General features: G+C 61.1%; 13 protein-coding genes. 7 read left to right on the top strand and 6 right to left on the bottom strand.

Annotation, left to right across the window (positions count from 1 at the left end; all coding sequences use genetic code 11):
* Positions 1–190: 190 nt before the first annotated feature.
* Both DQ353_RS21405 and DQ353_RS17080 read right to left on the bottom strand, forming a co-directional pair.
* Positions 191–2227 (bottom strand): hypothetical protein, encoded by a 2037-nt coding sequence (locus tag DQ353_RS21405; protein ID WP_146755309.1) that lies wholly within the window; start codon positions 2225–2227, stop codon positions 191–193.
* Between the two features lie 251 nt (positions 2228–2478).
* Positions 2479–3060, bottom strand: a complete 582-nt coding sequence (locus tag DQ353_RS17080) for a recombinase family protein (RefSeq protein ID WP_113764383.1) — start codon at positions 3058–3060, stop codon at positions 2479–2481.
* Positions 3061–3462: 402 nt separating this feature from the next.
* Between DQ353_RS17080 and DQ353_RS17075 the strand changes: the two genes are divergently transcribed.
* From DQ353_RS17075 to DQ353_RS17065, 3 genes are all read left to right on the top strand, one after another.
* Entirely contained in the window at positions 3463–4101 is a 639-nt protein-coding gene (locus tag DQ353_RS17075) for a LysE family translocator (RefSeq protein ID WP_113764381.1), read from the top strand.
* A gap of 369 nt (positions 4102–4470) precedes the next feature.
* Entirely contained in the window at positions 4471–5493 is a 1023-nt protein-coding gene (locus tag DQ353_RS17070; protein ID WP_113764379.1) for a TerC family protein, read from the top strand.
* On the top strand, positions 5490–6323 hold the full coding sequence (locus DQ353_RS17065) for a hypothetical protein (protein WP_113764377.1): 834 nt from the start codon (positions 5490–5492) through the stop codon (positions 6321–6323). Before DQ353_RS17070 ends, DQ353_RS17065 begins: the two co-directional genes overlap by 4 nt.
* A 296-nt stretch (positions 6324–6619) precedes the next feature.
* On the opposite strand, the gene DQ353_RS21815 is transcribed toward DQ353_RS17065, so the two are convergent.
* Positions 6620–6787: a hypothetical protein gene (locus DQ353_RS21815; RefSeq protein ID WP_181578466.1), complete on the bottom strand. Its 168-nt coding sequence runs from the start codon at positions 6785–6787 to the stop codon at positions 6620–6622.
* 118 nt (positions 6788–6905) lie between these two features.
* Here DQ353_RS21815 and DQ353_RS17060 point away from each other — a divergent pair, with 118 nt between their 5' ends.
* Complete coding sequence (locus DQ353_RS17060; RefSeq protein ID WP_113764375.1) at positions 6906–7487, top strand: dTMP kinase; 582 nt, start codon at positions 6906–6908, stop codon at positions 7485–7487.
* 373 nt (positions 7488–7860) lie between these two features.
* Here DQ353_RS17060 and DQ353_RS17055 read toward each other — a convergent pair whose 3' ends face one another.
* Both DQ353_RS17055 and DQ353_RS21810 read right to left on the bottom strand, forming a co-directional pair.
* Positions 7861–8475 (bottom strand): recombinase family protein, encoded by a 615-nt coding sequence (locus DQ353_RS17055; RefSeq protein ID WP_113764373.1) that lies wholly within the window; start codon positions 8473–8475, stop codon positions 7861–7863.
* A 632-nt stretch (positions 8476–9107) separates the two neighbouring features.
* The gene (locus tag DQ353_RS21810; protein WP_181578465.1) at positions 9108–9683 is read right to left on the bottom strand and encodes a 4'-phosphopantetheinyl transferase family protein; all 576 of its coding nucleotides are present in this window, start codon (positions 9681–9683) and stop codon (positions 9108–9110) included.
* 52 nt (positions 9684–9735) lie between these two features.
* On the opposite strand from DQ353_RS21810, the gene DQ353_RS17045 reads away from it, so the two are divergent.
* Positions 9736–12369, top strand: a complete 2634-nt coding sequence (locus DQ353_RS17045; RefSeq protein WP_181578464.1) for an AMP-binding protein — start codon at positions 9736–9738, stop codon at positions 12367–12369.
* A gap of 769 nt (positions 12370–13138) precedes the next feature.
* Here DQ353_RS17045 and DQ353_RS17035 read toward each other — a convergent pair.
* Positions 13139–13855 (bottom strand): DUF7255 family protein, encoded by a 717-nt coding sequence (locus DQ353_RS17035; protein WP_113764364.1) that lies wholly within the window; start codon positions 13853–13855, stop codon positions 13139–13141.
* A gap of 85 nt (positions 13856–13940) precedes the next feature.
* Between DQ353_RS17035 and DQ353_RS17030 the strand changes: the two genes are divergently transcribed.
* Together DQ353_RS17030 and DQ353_RS17025 are read left to right on the top strand one after the other, a co-directional pair.
* Positions 13941–14696 (top strand): NmrA family NAD(P)-binding protein, encoded by a 756-nt coding sequence (locus DQ353_RS17030; RefSeq protein ID WP_146755307.1) that lies wholly within the window; start codon positions 13941–13943, stop codon positions 14694–14696.
* 80 nt (positions 14697–14776) lie between these two features.
* Positions 14777–15883, top strand: coding sequence for a fatty acid desaturase family protein (locus DQ353_RS17025; protein ID WP_113764360.1), 1107 nt, complete (start codon positions 14777–14779; stop codon positions 15881–15883).
* Positions 15884–17453: the final 1570 nt, after the last annotated feature.

The raw sequence follows: 17453 nt of genomic DNA, 5'->3' as shown, positions 1-17453 counted from the left end.
ATGATCAGTATTTCCCACGGAGCGGCGTCGGGAGCATGGCGCAGGAAGGGGTTGTGACCTGGAGCCCTCAAAGACGGGCATCGCAGATTCTCCGCCGATGTTCCCGCGCGCATTCAGCTAGGCGAAAGAGGAGCTGTATCCGCACCTAGTATTTAATTCCAAAAAAATTCATTTTAATAGTTATAAAAATTCAATCGCCCAGCTGGCGGAAGTATTTATTTTCGAGCCTTGACTCTTCCTTGGTTCGGAAAGAACTGGCAACACCTTTAATGCTCCCTCCAAACATTAGTGTGGCCGTTGCAGCCAATGCGGATAATATGGCGAGAGGTAGAACAAAAGGTCTTATCGGTGAAGGAATAATGGTTGGTGCAAGCGTTCCGAAAATTATTGATAGTACTAAAATGAGTCCGCAAATAGACAAAGTAATAATATACCTGCATTTCGCCACTGATTTAGCTTTTGACTGTGCAAATTTCCGGCGATTTGTTGCAGCGGATTCTAATGTTTGGATACGACTCTCAAGTTCGGTGACTTGGTTTTCAGCTAACAGTTTAGCTTCTTTTTCCGCTTTAATGAGAGCTTCGTTTTTGGCAATCGTGTCCTCCGCACTGTTCAACTCATCTCGGGTATCGTTAGCTATTCGTAGGGCCGCGTCTCTTTCGGCTACGGCTGGGGACAGAATTTCTCCCTTGACGGTTTGAAGAATCTCGGCGACGGTTTCCGCCGTTACTTTCTCCGCATTGCCCATGGTTTTATCCATCAGGGTACGTTGCGCTTCGGTGGAATATCTTAGGAGCATGACGTCACTTTGCAACGCTTGTCCACGACTGGCAAGACGTTGGGATTCTTCCAGATAGCGGTCCCAAATGCGACCCTCTGGTTCGAGCGCTGCGAAACAGTCGGCAAGTATTTGACGTCGTGGAAGATTGGGTGCAGCGTTAGGTTTTTTGAGCCAAACGAGTGTTGCCAGATGATGGTCGGTCAGTGCTGGTGGCCAACCGTGATCACCATCATGTACGAAGAAAGATCGACCGACGCGCGCTAATCCGCTATTCGTTGTGACGAGAAGCGCTCTGCACCGTTCTAAGCGCGAGCTACTTCGGCCGCCACGTAGGCGATGGATAGCAGTTAGGCTGTCAAGGTCATTGAGGAGGGTATCCCTGCTGGAATATCCAATCTCTGATTCCATACGTTGCTCTAACGACAACTCGTCAATTGTCAGATTTTCGGTTACGGGAGGTCGTTCCTGTATAACTATACCGATCTTTAAGATATCATCTTCTAGGCGTTGAGAAAGCAATAGAATGTCGCTTGATTCGAAATTATTGTTTTCAAAATATGTGTCTGTTGCTCTTCGCTGGTTACCAAACAGTCCACCTTTTAACGCCTTGGCAGCAGACCTATCAAGAATGCCCCTAACTTCGCCCACGCTATGCTCGAAGCAGGCAATCTCCGCACCGGCGGCTCTACACAAGGAAACCAAGTCCTGGGCGGCTTCCTTCGCGTCAGCTCCTTCGTAGCCGAGCGCCTTTAGCAGTACCGGGGTATCCAAGTACATAGTTGTTGCTTCAAATCGTTGGCTGATTTCGTTGTTGTTGGGTAAGTACAAGGAGACCGCCAACATACTTCCTTTGACCACAGTCTCTAAATGGTCGAAGGACTCGGGCATACTGCTAAGAACGCGACCTATGAAAGCATTGACGACGTATTCTCTATCGCGATCCGTAGTGGACGCTCCCCGCGCGTCGTATGGGGCACCTTTCATGAGGGATCCGAGGAGCGGAACTGAGTGCTCTTCAATGTGATTCAGCAGAGCGTCTTCTGCCTCTTCAACGCTCATCTCTCTCTGAAAATGCGTTTCCGAGAACTGAACCAACTTGAGTACCAAAGCAGACTGTTTTCTTAGGTAATCGGCCTTTTGTCGATCGAGGTCGCGTAAGTCATCGAATGTGGTTAAATCGGGGATGAATGCACCGTTATCCCGGCGGCCGTAGTTTTTTTGAGCAGCACGACGGCTGAGAGTTGACAGCACGCCTTCCGGGATATCTATTCCGAATCTCTCACGAATATGCAACTTTGCATCGGATGCCGAAACTGCAATGCCGCCCCCGGCCTTTACTGCGTCGAGATAGAAAGGCAGAAAATTATCAACGAAGCTTCCCTGCGAGTGGTCCCAATTCGCCTTGATTATTGCCAAGCTGGCTAGCAAGGAGTTGCTCGTCGTCATTGTGGTGTTCAACTATCGGACGCGCTATGAATCGTGCCATCTTCGTATCCAGACATGAATATTTTGACTCCCCAAGCTTGCCTGCGCGAACAAATCGATTGGCCATAAGATTATCAAGCATTTGATGTGGGAGCGTATCCGATTTCTGCAACATATGCACCGGCGACAGCTAGGGCACCATCATTCATAATGCGCAAAATATTATGAAGAGCTGGGCCATTCGCGCGGTAACAATCGTGTAGAGGTGTCGCTCAATCAATGTGAGACATGCGCTTTACGATGCGGTACACCGTGCTGCGGGCGACCCCGAAGAGTTCGGCGATTTCGGCGCTGGTGTGCCTGCCGCCGTGGTGGAGGGCGACGAGGTGTTTTTCCTGGGCGGGGGAGAGCTTGGGTTGCTTGCCGCGGAGGCGGCCCTTGGCCTTGGCGATTTGCATGCCCTCGCGGGTCCGGGCGCGGATCAAATCCGATTCGAATTCGGCGACCATCGCCAGGACGTTGAACAGCAGCCGGCCGACCGGGTCGGTGGGGTCGTGGACGTTCCCGCCCAGGCTCAGCTTGATGTTGCGCTGGGTGAGGTCCTCGACGATGTCCCGGGCGTCGGGCAGGGAGCGGGCGAGCCGGTCGAGCTTGGTGACCACCAGGGTGTCGCCGGCCCGGCACGCGGCCAGGGCCTGTTTCAGTCCGGGGCGTTCGCGGTTGCGTCCGGTGAGCCCGTGGTCGACGTACACCAGGTCCTCGGGAACGCCGAGCGCCTTGAGTCCTGCTTGCTGGGAGGCGAGGTCTTGTTGGTTGGTGGAGACGCGGGCGTACCCGACCAAATGCGGCGACATGCAACAAGTGTAGCGTTTGGGTTACCTTCACCGGGCATTAGTGCGGGCGGGGTATCCGAGAATCCGGAAAGGCGAAACTTCAACCATTTTAACTGTCGGAATTTTGGACGTCGGGTGTCGCGGTGGGGGATCGACTTACGCGATCCCCCACCGAGGGTGTGCGTCCCGGAAACATGAACCGCCCCATCCCATCGCCACCGGAAAACCAGTGTATAAATTGCGGTACTTGCCGGGTTACGCAATCGCGTCGCAAGGCAGCGATTTCCGGTGGACCCTTGCCATGTTGCGGCGGGCCCGTCGTCCGAGCTCGGGACACCACCTACCACCAGGATCGATCGTTTTTGGACACACATGCGTTGCCTTCCAGGGATTTGCCCGATTCGGTTCCGGTAGGATCCTTGGATGGTTACCCTCACCCAGGCCCTCGCCTTGGCACTGGCCAGCATCGTCCTGATCGCCGTACCTGGCCCCAGTGTCATGTTCGTCGTGGGACGGGCACTGAGCTACGGGCGCAGGAATGCGTTGGCCAGTGTCGTGGGAAATGCCCTGGGCTGCTATCTGGTAGGTGTCGTCATCGCCGTCGGTCTGGGTCCCTTGACCGAAGGCTCCGACCTGCTTTTTCAGATCATCAAGTGGGGTGGCATTCTCTTCCTATTGTATTTGGGCATCCAAGCGATCCGCCATGCCGCACCGGCTCAACAGGACGCACCGGCAAACCTTCGGGTTGGTTCCTCATGGGCGGCGATTCGCACGGGGACCATAGTGGGGCTCACCAATCCCAAAAGCTTCGTCTTGTTCACTGCGGTCGTGCCGCAATTCATCGTTCCCGCAGCGGGAAACACCGCCCTGCAGATCATCCTCCTAGGGGTGATTCCGATGCTCATTGGCTTGGTCACGGACACGGCGTGGGCACTGTCGGCCGGCCGGGCAAGAAACTGGCTCGCAAACTCGCCTCGACGCATGACGACGATGGGGCGCATCGGTGGAATTTCCATTCTCGGCGTCGGACTCTCGGTCGCCGTCTCGGGTGACCACCGCTAGAACGCAATCCTATTCGGCTTCCTCGCGTGTGCGGTGGCGCTGGTCCCGTGTGCCCTCGTCCTAGGGAGCGCCACATCCCGAATTGCTGGTTCCTATGGGGACCATGGGAAATTTCTGGTGGGTCGCTGAACGATGTCAATGCTCCACAGTCGCCACGAATCCACTGGGTAAATCCTGAATCCTCGACTCATGGCATCAACGACCGGTCGGCCATGTTGTATTCTGATCTATATCAAGGGGAGTACTCCCGTCCGCGATCGGTCCGTCAATACGTATGCACTAGTGCATCCCGGACCATCGGTTCTGAACTGATCAGAGCGGAGGAGACCTTGGCGTCATATCCACGCCATATCCCTTTGGAGTACGCTCATGCAGGTAACGCCCCTGATCTGGATCATCACCATTGTAGTGACGATCGTCTTCTTCATTTACGAATTCTTCGTCCACGTGCGCAAGCCCCACGAACCCTCCATCGGTGAATCCGCCCGATGGTCGGTGTTCTACATCAGCCTCGCAATGCTGTTCGGCGTCGGTATCGGCACGCTCTCGGGATGGACGTACGGGGGCGAGTACTTCGCCGGCTACCTCACCGAAAAGGCACTGTCGATCGACAACCTCTTTGTTTTCCTTCTGGTCATGGGTGCGTTCGCCGTACCGAAGATCTACCAGCAGAAGGTACTGATGGTAGGCATCATCATCGCGCTGGTACTGCGTGGCATCTTCATTGCCGTCGGCGCGACGCTGATCGAGAACCTATCCTGGATCTTCTACGCCTTCGGCGCCCTGTTGCTCTTGTTGGCCTACCGTCAGGCATTCTCAAACCACGAAAGCGATCCGGCCAATAACCGGTTCATGCGTTTCGTACGCCGTCACCTAGCGGTGACCGATGAGTACCACGAAGACAAGCTCACCGTGAAGAAGGACGGCAAGCGGTTCGTTACCCCGATGCTGCTCACCATCATCGCTATCGGCTTCGTTGACTTGATCTTCGCTGTCGACTCGATCCCCGCCATCTACGGGCTCACCGACCAGGCCTACATCGTCTTCACGGCGAACGTCTTCGCACTGATGGGGCTACGACAGTTGTTCTTTCTCATCGGTGGCTTGCTGGAGCGACTGGTCTATCTCTCCCAAGGCCTTGCCGTCATCTTGGCTTTCATCGGGGTGAAGCTCGTCTTCCACGCACTGCACGTCAATGAACTTGCCTTCATCAACGGCGGGCAGCCGCTGTTGTGGATCCCCGAGATCCCGATCTCCTTCTCCCTGCTCTTTATTGCCGCCACGATCACCGTGGCCACCGTCGCGAGTCTGTTCAAGACCCGCGGCAACCAAAAACGTCCCAGTGCACCCGCACCGGGCGACCCCTCCATCACGAAGGATTACTCCAAATGAGCATGTTCTCCAAACTCACCGGTCTCGCCCTGAAAGCCATGGACAAGTCCGGTACGACGAATCAGCCCAAGAACGCCGGCCAGAAAGACTGGCGTGCGATCGTCCGCACTGCAGCAGATACCTTGACTGGCGACGGGCGCACCACCGAGGCTTCTGCCGGCCGCCAGCCAGTTTCCGCCGAGACGTATCGAGCCCGGTCGCACCACTCCGATTCGCGTGTTCCATCCGAGGAGATCAGCAAGGCTGACCGGGCAGCCATCGCGCGCTACGATTACCTCCTGGAGACCGCCGATCCGCACCAGATAGAGCAGATGCACCGCGAATCCTTCGAACGCCTGACCCCGGCCCAGCGGGATCAAATCCAGCAGCGGATACGCACGGAACTTCCCACCGAGGACCATCCCCGAACCTCGGGTGCCGATGACTTGGCGCGAACCGCGGCCCGCGCGGAGGCCGGGCGGCCGGGTTTCTTGCGGGGCATGCTCGCCCGCGCCGGGAGTAACGGGTCACGTCCGGGCGGCGGCATCGGCCGTGGTGTGATGGTCGGAGGCGCTACGGCAGGGGCAGGGCTGCTGGCAGGAGGTGTGCTCACCGCGGTCGCTGGAGGAGCCGTGGTCAGTTCGCTGGCCGGACCGCTCCTGGAACAGGCATCAGGCATGGGAGTTGACTTCGAGGCCTTGGGCAACGGCGTCGATCTCGAGGGCCTGACCGGAGGGTTGGGAGAGTTCGCATCCAACGCCGGTGAAACCGTCTCGGGCCTTGGCGAGCAGTTCAACGATGTCGGATCCAATTTCTCCTTGCCGGGAATTGATGACCTCTTCGGCCGCTGAGCCCGATGCCAATTCGTCGGCAGTGGGCACTACATACCTTTTCATCCCGGCAATCATCTCCTCGGATAGCTAAACGAGATATTGGGAACTTGGGCGATCCGCTTTGCTGGGAGGCCTCCCGCTACAACGCATCAAGAGGTCGATGCGCTCCTGAGGGTCTTCCCCGCTATCGGCAGCCACCTACGAAAGGAATCTTCATGAAAACCCGAGCCACAGCAGTCTTGGGCTCCACCCTGCTATTATCCGGAGCCCTTTTCCTAACCAGTTGCGATAACACGCAACTCCCACAAACACCATCAGTGGAAGAGCAGGATGGTGCCGAGAACCAGGACGAAGGCACCGACCAGCAGGACGATCAGGACGAAGGCACCGACCAGCAGGACGATCAGGACGAAGGTACCGGCCAGGTGGAAGATGGCCAAGAAGAAGGCGATGACCAGCAGGAGAGTCAAAACGAAGATCAAGAAGAGAACTAGCGTCCGATGAGAGCTGGGAATATTCCATGATGAGGGGACAGTGCGCATTTGCGCACGGCCAACGCCGATCGTTGACGGCGTCGTCCGGAGAGCATGGCGGTGAGTCATGATCATTGTTCTCGCCGGTATCGATGGGGCTGGTAAAACCACAACAGGTCGGCTGCTTGCGCAACGACTCAATGCGGCGCACTACCCTGCAACCTTCATCAAGAACCGTTCAGGCCGACGGAGCCTGGCCACCTGCTCCGCTCGCCTCAACATCCATCCTCCGATGATGGTGTTCGAGACGATCGAAACGGCGATCCGCTGCGTTAACGTACTGGTCTCCCACTGCCGTGCCACGGTCGGTCCCGGGATCGTGATCATGGACAGGTACCTTTATTGCCAAGTAGCACTGCGACGGGCGCGGGGCCTGCTTTCGGGGTGGCTTCTTCCTTTCCTGTCTAAGATCCTGCCCACTCCAGACATTATTTTCTATTTCGATATCCCAGCTGACCTCGCGCACGCAAGGATTGAGAGTCGAGCCACGGACACCGAGGCGCTCGGGCACTTGCAGGCATTCGATGCGGCATACCGGGAGATGGAGAACTTCCCGTCCTTCGTCGTCATCGACGCGACTCTCCCCTCCGGACAGATTGTCGAAGACATGCTGCGGGAGCTCGGTTTGTGCGAATTGGTACTCCAGTGATGAGTAGACGCCGAACTCTCATGCTGACCCGCTATTGATCGGTCTACCGGGCAACCGCACCATAGCGGGTGGCAGTTTCGAACTTATGGTCCGGCCATTCACGCGGTTCCTCGGCGTGCTTCTCGCTGCACCGATTCCAGCCTGTTTCTTGATGAACCGGATGCTCAGCAACGGTATCCAGCACAGCGGTTTCGCCTTCGTCGCCCAGCTCAGAAGTGGGCGCAACTTTTCTGGCAGCGGCTCGACCTAATGTGCGCTGGCTCGCCATCCTCCAAGATACCAAGCCTTAACGAGCTTTTCGCTTGGGCGTGAAACGAAACACCGCGGCGGTTCAGATCCGAGCTTGAGGGGGCCCGTCCGCTGGTTGCGGGGTTTAGTGGGACTTCAGGAGCTTCGCGCCGTCGGGCCGCAGTTCCCCGGTGGGTGAGACGTGGCGGTAGAGGGTCTGGCGGGTAATGCCGAGTTCCTCGCACAGGGCGCCGATCTTGGTTTCCTTGTGTCCCATGGAGGCCATGGCCAGACGCACCTTGGCCGGGGTCATCTTGTAGGGCCGGCCTCCCTTGCGGCCCCGGGCGCGGGCGGAGAGCAATCCTGCTTTGGTGCGCTCGGAGATGAGCTCGCGTTCGAACTCGGCGAGGGCAGCGAAGATCCCGAAGACGAGCTTGCCCGAGGCGGTGGTGGTGTCGATGGCCGCGCCTTCGCCGGTGAGTACCTTCAGCCTGATGCCTCGCTCGGTGAGGTCGTGGACGGTGTTCACCAGATGCCGCAGGTCCCGACCCAACCGGTCCAGTTTCCACACCAACAAGGTGTCCCCGGCCCGCAGACTTTTCAGGCACGCAGCAAGCTGGGGCCGGTCGTCTTTCTTCCCCGAGGCGTGGTCCTCGTAGAGACTCGATGCCTCGACTCCGGCGGCCAGGAGTGCGTCGCGCTGCAGGTCGGTGCTTTGCGATCCGTCGGTCTTGGACACCCGCATGTAGCCGATCAGCATCCCTGAAACCCCTTGTCATTTATACGGCCGTTTACGTGACTCTGGACCAGGAAGAGCCTGCATACCAAATAATGACAATTTATCCCTCACTTATCCTATGTCATGTAAAGGCATGGCAACCATGAATATATGACAATGCTTTGGGAGGGCGGCCGAGGGCGGTGTGGTTTGTTCTCACCGGAAATCTCCCGGCCGGAACGGACTGGCAAATGGGTCCGGCGACAGCCGGTCGTTCCGCAAAATGGAGTGATCGGTATGCGGCTTGATTGAAAGGGTTTGGGTGCAGCGGCAGCTGAGGGGCAAGGATTATTCGCGGCCCCGGGCGCAATACACGCCGGCGGCAGCCTCCCTCATGCCACCTTGAATACGCCGGCAGCAGGGCACGCGGGAATGCCATGTCCCCGGAATCCGTCCCGGTCGGAAGCCCTCCCCGGCGGAACAGCGGATTAACCGCCGCCTCGTCCAGCCCTGTCCCCGGAATAAACCCGCGAGCCTGTGCCTGGCCCGGTTCGCGCGGTGTCCACTTGCGAACCGATCATGACCTGGGACGAGTCGTGCACCGGCTGATCCCCGCCGCGACACGCGGGAAGCAAAATACTGCAGCCGAAGAAATACTGCAGCTTAAGGAGGTGTCACTTTTGGGAACCTTCGCCACGCAGGCTCCAACCCCTGTCGGGCCAGTGCCGGATCACCACGTCCTGCCCGTCATCGGCCGGAAGCGCCACGGCGGCGAGGTAGCCTGCCAACGGGGCCTCCAGCTCGTGCACCAAACCGCGGCCCTCGGGCCCCCGGGACCGCGCCTTGAACAGCGCCTCGCGCCTGACCCACTGCGGGGCCGCAGACGGGTCCGCCAGATCCGAGACCCGCTGCACGTCCACGCCGACCGGACCACGCGCGCTCAGCGCCACCACGACGAGCAGCCCGGAGTGCGACACCGACACCCAGGGCGCAGCCATTGCCCGGTTCGCGATGCGCGGCGCGCCGTGGGGCGCCCCGCACTCCTCGCAGGTGCGCTCGACAAGGACGTCGGCCGGCGCAATGCCGGTGTGGGAGGCCACGGCCACGCGCAGCAGCGCCGCCCCCACCATGGACCTGCCCCGGTCCGCCGGGCGGTCCAATGAATCCAGCCGGGTCCGCTCGGCCGGGTCGAGCATCTCCAGGAGCCCGTGCCCGGCCGCGGTGAGCGAGGACCACCATACGAACACCATAAATTACCCCACCTTTTCCTTCCGTTCCATACTTAGGCTAACCTTAACGCCCGTGACCCAACTTCCTGCACACCTCCTCACCGCTGCGGCCCCCCGCCCCGATTACCTGCTGGGGCCCGCTTCCGCGCCCGCCCGTGCGGGACTGCCCGCACTGCTCACTGCCTCCGGCGGCATCCTTTCCCACGGGGACCTGCGCGCCGCCATTGCACGGATGACCGGCCACCTGCCGGACGCCGCGACAGGCCGACGCCTCGTGCACCTGGCGCTGCGCCCGGACCTGGACAGCGTCATCGCCTACCTCGCGACGCTTGAGGCCGGCCACGTCGCGCTCGTGACCTCGGACGAGCCGCAGGCGGCGGCGATCCTGGACCGCTACCGGCCCGATGTGAGGGCGACCGGTGATCCGGAGCATCCCTTCAAAATCGACTCGCGTACGCCGCGCCATCTCCTGCACCCCGATCTGGCGCTGCTGCTGAGCACCTCCGGGAGCACCGGATCCCCCAAGCTGGTCCGGCTCTCCCACCGGAACCTGGCCGGCAACGCCGCCGCCATCGCAAAGGCGCTGCGCCTCACCGCGGCCGACCGGGCCATCACCAGCCTCCCACTGAACTACTGTTTCGGACTCTCCGTCCTCCACTCACACCTGATCACCGGCGGATCCGTGGTGCTGCACGAGGGTTCGGTCCTCGACGGGGCCCTCTGGGATGCCATCGACAACCTCGGCGTCACCCACCTGGCCGCCGTGCCGCACATGGTCGAGCTCATGGAATCCACCGGCGTGCTCGAGCGGGACCACTCCTCACTGCGCCTGATCCTCCAGGCCGGCGGCCGGATGCACCCGGACCGCGTCCGGCGCACCGCGGCCCTTGGCCGCGAGCACGGCTGGGGGCTTTCGGTCATGTATGGACAGACGGAGGCCACCGCACGGATCTGTGTCCTGGATCCGACGCTAACGGCTGAGAACCCCGACGCCGTGGGCCGCCCCGTCGCAGGGACCTCGCTGCATCTTGACACGGCCGTGCCCGAGGCGGCCCAGGGCACAGGTGAGGTCCTCGTGCGCGGCCCCGGCGTCATGATGGGCTACGCCGAACACCCCGATGACCTCTCGCTCGGTGCGATGCTGACCGAGCTGCGCACCGGGGACCTGGGCCGCATCGGAGCCGACGGGCTGCTGCGGATCGTTGGGCGGCGCTCCGGCTTCGTCAAGGTCATGGGCGTGCGCATCGACGTCGCCGTCATCGAGCAGGCCCTGGAGACGGCCGGTTACCCCGCGTGCGTGGGCGGGGACGGTGCCCGGCTGCTCGTGGCGGTCCAACCGCGGCCCGGTGGACCCACGGATGCCATCGCCGCCGAGGCCCGGCGGATCGCCGGCCGGGCCTCGGGGCTGGGCCCCGCCGCGGTCGCCGTCGCAGTGACCAACCTGCCGCGCCTGTCCAACGGGAAGGTTGACCGGCCCGGCAGCGCGGCGCTCGTGCGGGCCAACACCGACGCTGAGCCCGGCACCGCGGGCGCGATGCCGGGAGCCGACCCCAGGGCGGCAGATGTCGCGAAGGCCGTGTCCCAGGTGTTGGGTACCGACTCCGTCGACCTTCGCCGCACGTTCGTCCAGCACGGCGGCGACTCCCTGAGCCACGTCCAGGCATCCGTCCGACTTGAGGGCATCGTGGGGCCGCTGCCGCAGGGCTGGCACCATCGGCCCCTGGCCGAGCTCGCGGCCCTGGCCCCCACCGGGCGTGCCGCCGCCGGGCACGGCGAGGGTGGTGTCCCCGTGCGCGGCCGGCGCCGGGGGTGGCGCACCGTGGAGAGCTCGGTCATCCTGCGCGCGCTGGCCGTCGTGGCGATTTGCGGCTCCCACGCGGACCTGTTCGACGTCTTGGGCGGGGCCCACCTCCTGCTGGCCGTGGCCGGCTTCAACACGGTCCGCTTCGGGCTCTCCGCGCCGAGCGTGGCGGGCCGATGGCGGGCCACCGCCCGGATCCTGGTCGGCGTGGCCGTCCCCACGATGCTCATCGCGCTGTTCGGCATGCTCGCCACGGGCCGCTACGGGTGGTCGAACATCCTGCTCAGCCACTGGCTGATCGGCGACACGACCGAGGGGTCCACGCGCAACGAATACTGGTTCATCGACGCCATGGTCGCCAGCCTCCTGGTGCTCACCGCGGTGCTCTCGGTCCCGGCCGTCGCCCGGGCCTGGCGGCGCGATCCCTGGCGCGTCGCCGCCTGGCTCACCGCGGCCGCCCTGGTGCCCCGCTTCGTCATCCTGGCGCTGACGGACACCTCGATGGCGCCGTCGATTATGCCCACCACCCTGTGGCTGGTGGCCCTCGGCGCGGCCGCGGCCTACGGCGACACCCGCCTGCGCCGCTGGCTCACCGTGGCCCTGGGCATTGTCGGCGGCGCGACGTTCTTCCCCGAGCAACCCATGCGGAACGCTGTGGTCATCGTCGGGATTGCCGTCCTGGTCCTGGTGCCCCGCATGCGGATCCCCGCCCGGCTGGTACCGTTGGTCGCCCTGCTGGCGGCCGCGTCGCTCTACATCTACCTCGTCCAGTTCATGGTGCTGTCGGCCTTCGAAAACGACGTCGTCGAAACGGTTGCCGCGCTGGCCACGGGATGCCTCCTCTGGTGCCTGGCCGACCGCCCCCTCCGGCGCCTGCAGAACCTCATCCCCCCTCCCACCCGATGAAACCAAAACACCCCATGGGCTAAACCGACAGCCCCTGCTCGCCCTCGCACCCGTGCTGCCGCCGGTTCGGGCCGTCTGCTCCCGCGGCCCGGCCGGCCGGGCCCGCCAACGAGCAGCATGCCGACCCGCGATCCATCAACACCAAGGCCCGGCTGTAGTTCCGGACGACGTAGATTCCGCCGATGAACTGGGCTGCCAAGTCCTCACGCCGCAAGGGGACCAAGGGCGACTGCTGGAAAAAATGCCCAGTCCTACCCAAGGGCGCAGGACCACGGTGCTCCCTGCCGGGACCAACATAAAAAAATTCACGGCCATTCACATCGCCACTGGGCGTCCGCGGCCGGTTCAACCTGCCGACCCCGCACACATCTTCCTGAACGGCGACGGATCGTCGCTGTGTGCGGTGTTCCCGTACGTGAACACGCCGCTCGTGAACCAGATGCACCGTATGGGCAAGACGACGAGGTACCGGTCCGGCCCCCGTGAACGGTGCATTACCGTACCCGGACTACGGTGTGGTGTCGCTGCGCGCCCAGCCGTTACCGATACTTACTCCCAAACATTAATCCCCGATTCACAAAATTTGTGCCAGAACCATTCATCATTGGGATCCACAGTTTTTAACTGTCGAATTTTTGGACGCCCGGTGTCGCGGTGAACCATCGGCTTGTGGGACCGGGTGAGAACCCGTTCGCCGCTCGACACCGGATTTTGTTCGGTTCGAAGTCGGGCACCGGAGGAAGATGGCCGGGCAGCGGTTCAAAACGGCCTACACCAGGGACATCGCTGCGCGGGGGTGTGGTTGGTCCGTGGTGCCGACGGGGGTGGTGTCGGCAGCGATAGTGCCGACGGGAATGGTCCTGTGTGCGATGAGCTTCCGGAGCTGTTGCGGTGCGAGGGGTTTTCCCGGTTTCAGCAACTTGCCCAGTGGCACGCCGTCGATCCGGTCGTGGATGGATACGCGGATCAGGCCGATGCCCTCGGTGTGCAGGGCCACCGCATCGCGCACGGCGTCGTAGAGGGCACGTTGCTTCCAGCGGGGTCCGCCGTTGCCGGTGAAGTCGCGCCGCGCTGCGGCGGGGCCGAATTGCCGTTCGGCCGCCTCTCCGGTCCAGTACCCTCCGAAAACCCGTGCCTTGGATTCGAAGTCGATGCAGTACCTGCGGTAGTCGTTAGTCCAGGGGAGTTGCGCGGACCAGGGAAGGTTCAGTGTTTGGCGGCGGTAGCGATGGAAGTGAGTGTCCTCGTCGAATTCGAGATACATGCCATGGTCATCAGCGAGGTCCCAGTCGCCGGCGGTGAAGGCCCCGTTGGATTCCTCCAGCCCGCCGAGGTCCCTGAAGAGTTGGGAGAAAACTTGTTGCAGGCCCTGGTCCAGTCCGGCGGTCGTGGCCCTTGTGAATCCCCGTTTTGAGGTGTCGCGAAGCTGGATGCCTGCGTGGTGCAGGGATGCTTCAAGCAGCTTCGCCTTGGAGATTTTTCCCATGTGAATATTCTAGAACGGTGGCGCCCACCGGATGCGCACGGAGAGGGCTTCCAGCGGGTTGGGGTAGTGAGGTTTCACGGGTGCTGTGCTTTCTGGATTGGATGGCGCCGGTGTGCGGCGTTTTGCATGCGGTGTGCGGTCGCGGGGGTTTCTCTTGTGCGCCTTGGAGGGGTGCGACCGGCTGTTCTTGATGCGGCCTCCCGCGATCGTTGATGTGGAGAAGTTCCTTTTTTCGGTTATCGATGCCGCCCGCCGTCGCGGGATTCGACAGATCGTGTTCTTGTCCTTGCAGGGCGTGCAGCACAACCGCAGCACTCCTCACTACGCCGTCGAACGGTATCTGAAGAGCAGTGGTGCGCCGTACACTTCGCTGCGCCCGAACTTCTTCATACAGAACCTCTCAACCACTCACGCGGCCGAGATCCGCGATGATGACGAGGCCTTCGTGCCCGCTGGCCGCTCGTTCACCGCGTTCATTGACGCCCGCGACATCGGCCCAGTCGCCGCAGCTGTGTTCACCGAACCCGGTCACATCGGACGGTCGCACACCCTCTGCGGAGAGCAGACTCTCACCTATCGCCACGTCGCCGCCATCCTCAGCGACGTTCTCGGGCGTAGCATCCATTACCGGCGGACCAGCGAGAGAGAATACCTGACCCGACTGCGTACACAGGGCAAGCCCGCGGACTATATCGCCGTCCAAAAGATGATCTACCGCATCGTGCGCTTCAACATCTCAGCCTTCCCCAACCGAGCAGTCCGGCGCCTCACCGGAGAACCCGCCACCACATTCGGTGAATTTGCCACTCGGGCTCAGGTCGCGTGGCAGTTGCGGGAATAGGCATAAGGGAGAGGGCTGATATATTCGATTGCTGCAATTGGATTTCAGCCCCCGACATCGGAAGTAAACACGGAGCAACAATGATTCCCCCGCCCTCCCCAGCAACACCTGCGACGGCGCCTGGCAGCCGTGGCAATGCCGGATCCCACAACTATCGCCAGCTCAAACGGCGGGTGCTCGACGCTGGCCTTTTGGGTCGCCGCACCGGACACTACCTGATGCTGACCGTGATCCTGACCGTCCTGCTCGGCGCAGCCGTGACAGGTTTCTTCCTCTTGGGTGAGAGCTGGTTCCAGCTGCTGATCGCCGCGGGTCTGGGCATCATCTTGACGCAATTCGCGTTCCTGACCCACGAGGCCGCACACCGGCAGATCTTCACCTCCGGACCCGCCAACGACAGGTTCGGCAAGTTCCTAGCCAACATCGTGGTCGGCATCAGCTATCAGTGGTGGATGAACAAGCACAGCAAGCACCACGCGATGCCCAACACCATCGGCAAGGACCCGGACATCGAGTGGGACACCATCTCCTTCCAGACCGAAGACGCGCAGAAGCAGAAGGGATTCCTGAAGTGGATCACCGAACGCCAGGGCTACCTGTTTTTCCCTCTCTTGACCCTTGAGGGGATCAACCTGCACAGGCATTCGCTGGTGTATCTGTTCACCGGTGAGCGGGTGAAGGCCCGGGGCCGGGAAATCACCTCGATCCTGTTGCGTCTGGGTATCTATCTCGCCGTGTTGTTCATCTTCCTGCCCGCGGGCATGGCCGCGGCGTTCTTGGGGGTGCAGATGGCGGTCTTCGGCGTGTACATGGGCGCCTCGTTCGCGCCCAACCACAAGGGCATGCCGATGATCCCCAAGGGTTCGCGCATCGACTTCTTCTCCCGCCAGGTGCTCACCAGCCGCAACGTCATGGCACGCACCACGTGGGGCAATGTATTTCTCACTGCTCTCTATGGCGGGCTGAACTACCAGGTCGAGCACCACCTCTTCCCCTCAATGCCCCGAGCCAACCTCGCCGCCGTCGCCCACATCGTCCGCGAGTACTGCGACGAGCTCAAGGTCCCGTACACGGTGGCGACCCCTAAGCAGTCATACGCGCAGGTGATCAGCCACCTGAATAAGGTCGGGCTTTCCGCCCGCGACCCGTTCGAATGCCCGATGGTGGACGAGTACCGCCCCTACTAAACCGGGGAATCTTGACGACACGGGTGAAGTCGTAGTTACGTGAAGGTCTGTCAGGGTTCAAATAACTGGCAGACGATTCTTGAGCAGAATTCAATCGCATCAAGCGCCCGGCGGGGCATTCCACGCCGGGCGTTTGGTGTTTCCAGGGCGGGGAGGATAACGTCTTTGCTCTTTCAAGGGCGCGTTCTCCACGGCGAGAAGATGACTGCGCGTCGACACCGGGGGAGGGACCTTGCGGGAGGGCTTGTGCCCGGGCAAACGGAGGGCCCCTCTATGCCAGAGGGGCCCTCGACGAACGGGGTGGTCTGTCTCGATTTAGGTTTAGATTAACGGCGACGTGTCCCTCCCCTCTTGGCCGGTCAAGGCCATCAACGGATGCAAGTGAAAATATGCTATTCATGGGTTCCGCACCCTGTCAAATCAGCCCCTGGTCAGTTATTCGGTGTCTGCTCCTCAACGCTTTTGCGAAGGTTTTGCGATCGTTCCCTCAGAGGGGAGAGCGGACAGAGGGTTCGTCGACAACGTCCAGGGGTGTAGCTGGGCGGACCGGTTGCCCACTGTCGATCTGAACACTCGCGCACTCCTATCCGGATATCGCCCTGAGTGAACTCCCTGATGGCAATCCGGACGGACCTCTTAGCGGATGTTGAACCTCTTTCGGCAGCAAGAAAAGGATGGGGAGCACGCGATGGGCCGCTACTGCCAGATCACCCCTGGGCATCATTGATGGGACCATGCTGTAAGCCAGTGTCCTCGCGTGGCAGGGTGTTCATTCCTACCCGCAGACCCGGGAAATGTGAGGATTTGATTTTTTCAGGAAGCACTATTATATTTTTTGTCATGCGGGAAGAAGCACGACTTTCCTCCCCCTACTAAGGCAGGTGTAGTTGCTTCCTTTGAGGGGGACCCCGCACAGTAGTATCCGGTCGTCGGACAGCTTGAGACGACCAGCAACACCGCAGTAAAGCAGTACCAGCAGTAAATCAGTAAGGAAGTACCCGTAGTATCCGGTCGTTGGACAGCTTGAGACGGCCACAGCAACACCGCAGTAAAGAAGTAGCCGGAGGGCGTGGTCATCGGAGAGTTTGAGAGGACCGCAGCAGGACAGCAGAACCAGTAACCCCGGCATCCAGGAAGTACCCGCAGTAAATCAGTAAAGAAGTACCCGGTCGTCGGACAGCTTGAGACGACCACAGCAACACCCGCAGTAAAGCAGTACCGAGTAATAAAGCAGTAGCCGGAGGGCGTGGTCATCGACAGCTTGAGAGGACCACAGCAGGACAGCAGAACCAGCAACCCCGGCACTCAAGAAGTACCAGCAGTAAATCAGTAAAGCAGTACCCCGGAGGGCGTGGTCGTCAGACAGCTTGAGACGACCGCAGCAGTACCAGTAACACCGGTAGTACCTGCAGTACCGGGCCGTAGGACAGCTTGAGACGGCCACAGCAGTACCAGTAACACCCAGTGGGGCGGGCTGGTGAGGAATCTGTATTCCTCACCAGCCCGCCCTCTGCCGTTCGTGCCAAAGTTTGCCTCGCTCGCCAGCTGCGCGCCACCAAGGCAGGAATCG

This window comes from Arthrobacter sp. AQ5-05, from assembly GCF_003287975.1.
Classification (GTDB): Bacteria; Actinomycetota; Actinomycetes; order Actinomycetales; family Micrococcaceae; genus Paeniglutamicibacter.
Note: the sequence above shows the minus strand (reverse complement) of the source record. Positions and strands in the feature narration are given on the sequence as shown.

What these genes read in the sequence shown, in the direction of transcription:
- DQ353_RS17080 (WP_113764383.1), bottom strand. Translation starts at nt 3,060, where the DNA reads ATGTCGCCGCATTTGGTCGGGTACGCCCGCGTCTCCACCAACCAACAA.
- DQ353_RS17065 (WP_113764377.1), top strand. Translation starts at nt 5,490, where the DNA reads ATGAGCATGTTCTCCAAACTCACCGGTCTCGCCCTGAAAGCCATGGAC.
- DQ353_RS21405 (WP_146755309.1), bottom strand. Translation starts at nt 2,227, where the DNA reads ATGACGACGAGCAACTCCTTGCTAGCCAGCTTGGCAATAATCAAGGCG.
- DQ353_RS17070 (WP_113764379.1), top strand. Translation starts at nt 4,471, where the DNA reads ATGCAGGTAACGCCCCTGATCTGGATCATCACCATTGTAGTGACGATC.
- DQ353_RS17025 (WP_113764360.1), top strand. Translation starts at nt 14,777, where the DNA reads ATGATTCCCCCGCCCTCCCCAGCAACACCTGCGACGGCGCCTGGCAGC.
- DQ353_RS17060 (WP_113764375.1), top strand. Translation starts at nt 6,906, where the DNA reads ATGATCATTGTTCTCGCCGGTATCGATGGGGCTGGTAAAACCACAACA.
- DQ353_RS17075 (WP_113764381.1), top strand. Translation starts at nt 3,463, where the DNA reads ATGGTTACCCTCACCCAGGCCCTCGCCTTGGCACTGGCCAGCATCGTC.
- DQ353_RS17055 (WP_113764373.1), bottom strand. Translation starts at nt 8,475, where the DNA reads ATGCTGATCGGCTACATGCGGGTGTCCAAGACCGACGGATCGCAAAGC.
- DQ353_RS17035 (WP_113764364.1), bottom strand. Translation starts at nt 13,855, where the DNA reads ATGGGAAAAATCTCCAAGGCGAAGCTGCTTGAAGCATCCCTGCACCAC.
- DQ353_RS21810 (WP_181578465.1), bottom strand. Translation starts at nt 9,683, where the DNA reads ATGGTGTTCGTATGGTGGTCCTCGCTCACCGCGGCCGGGCACGGGCTC.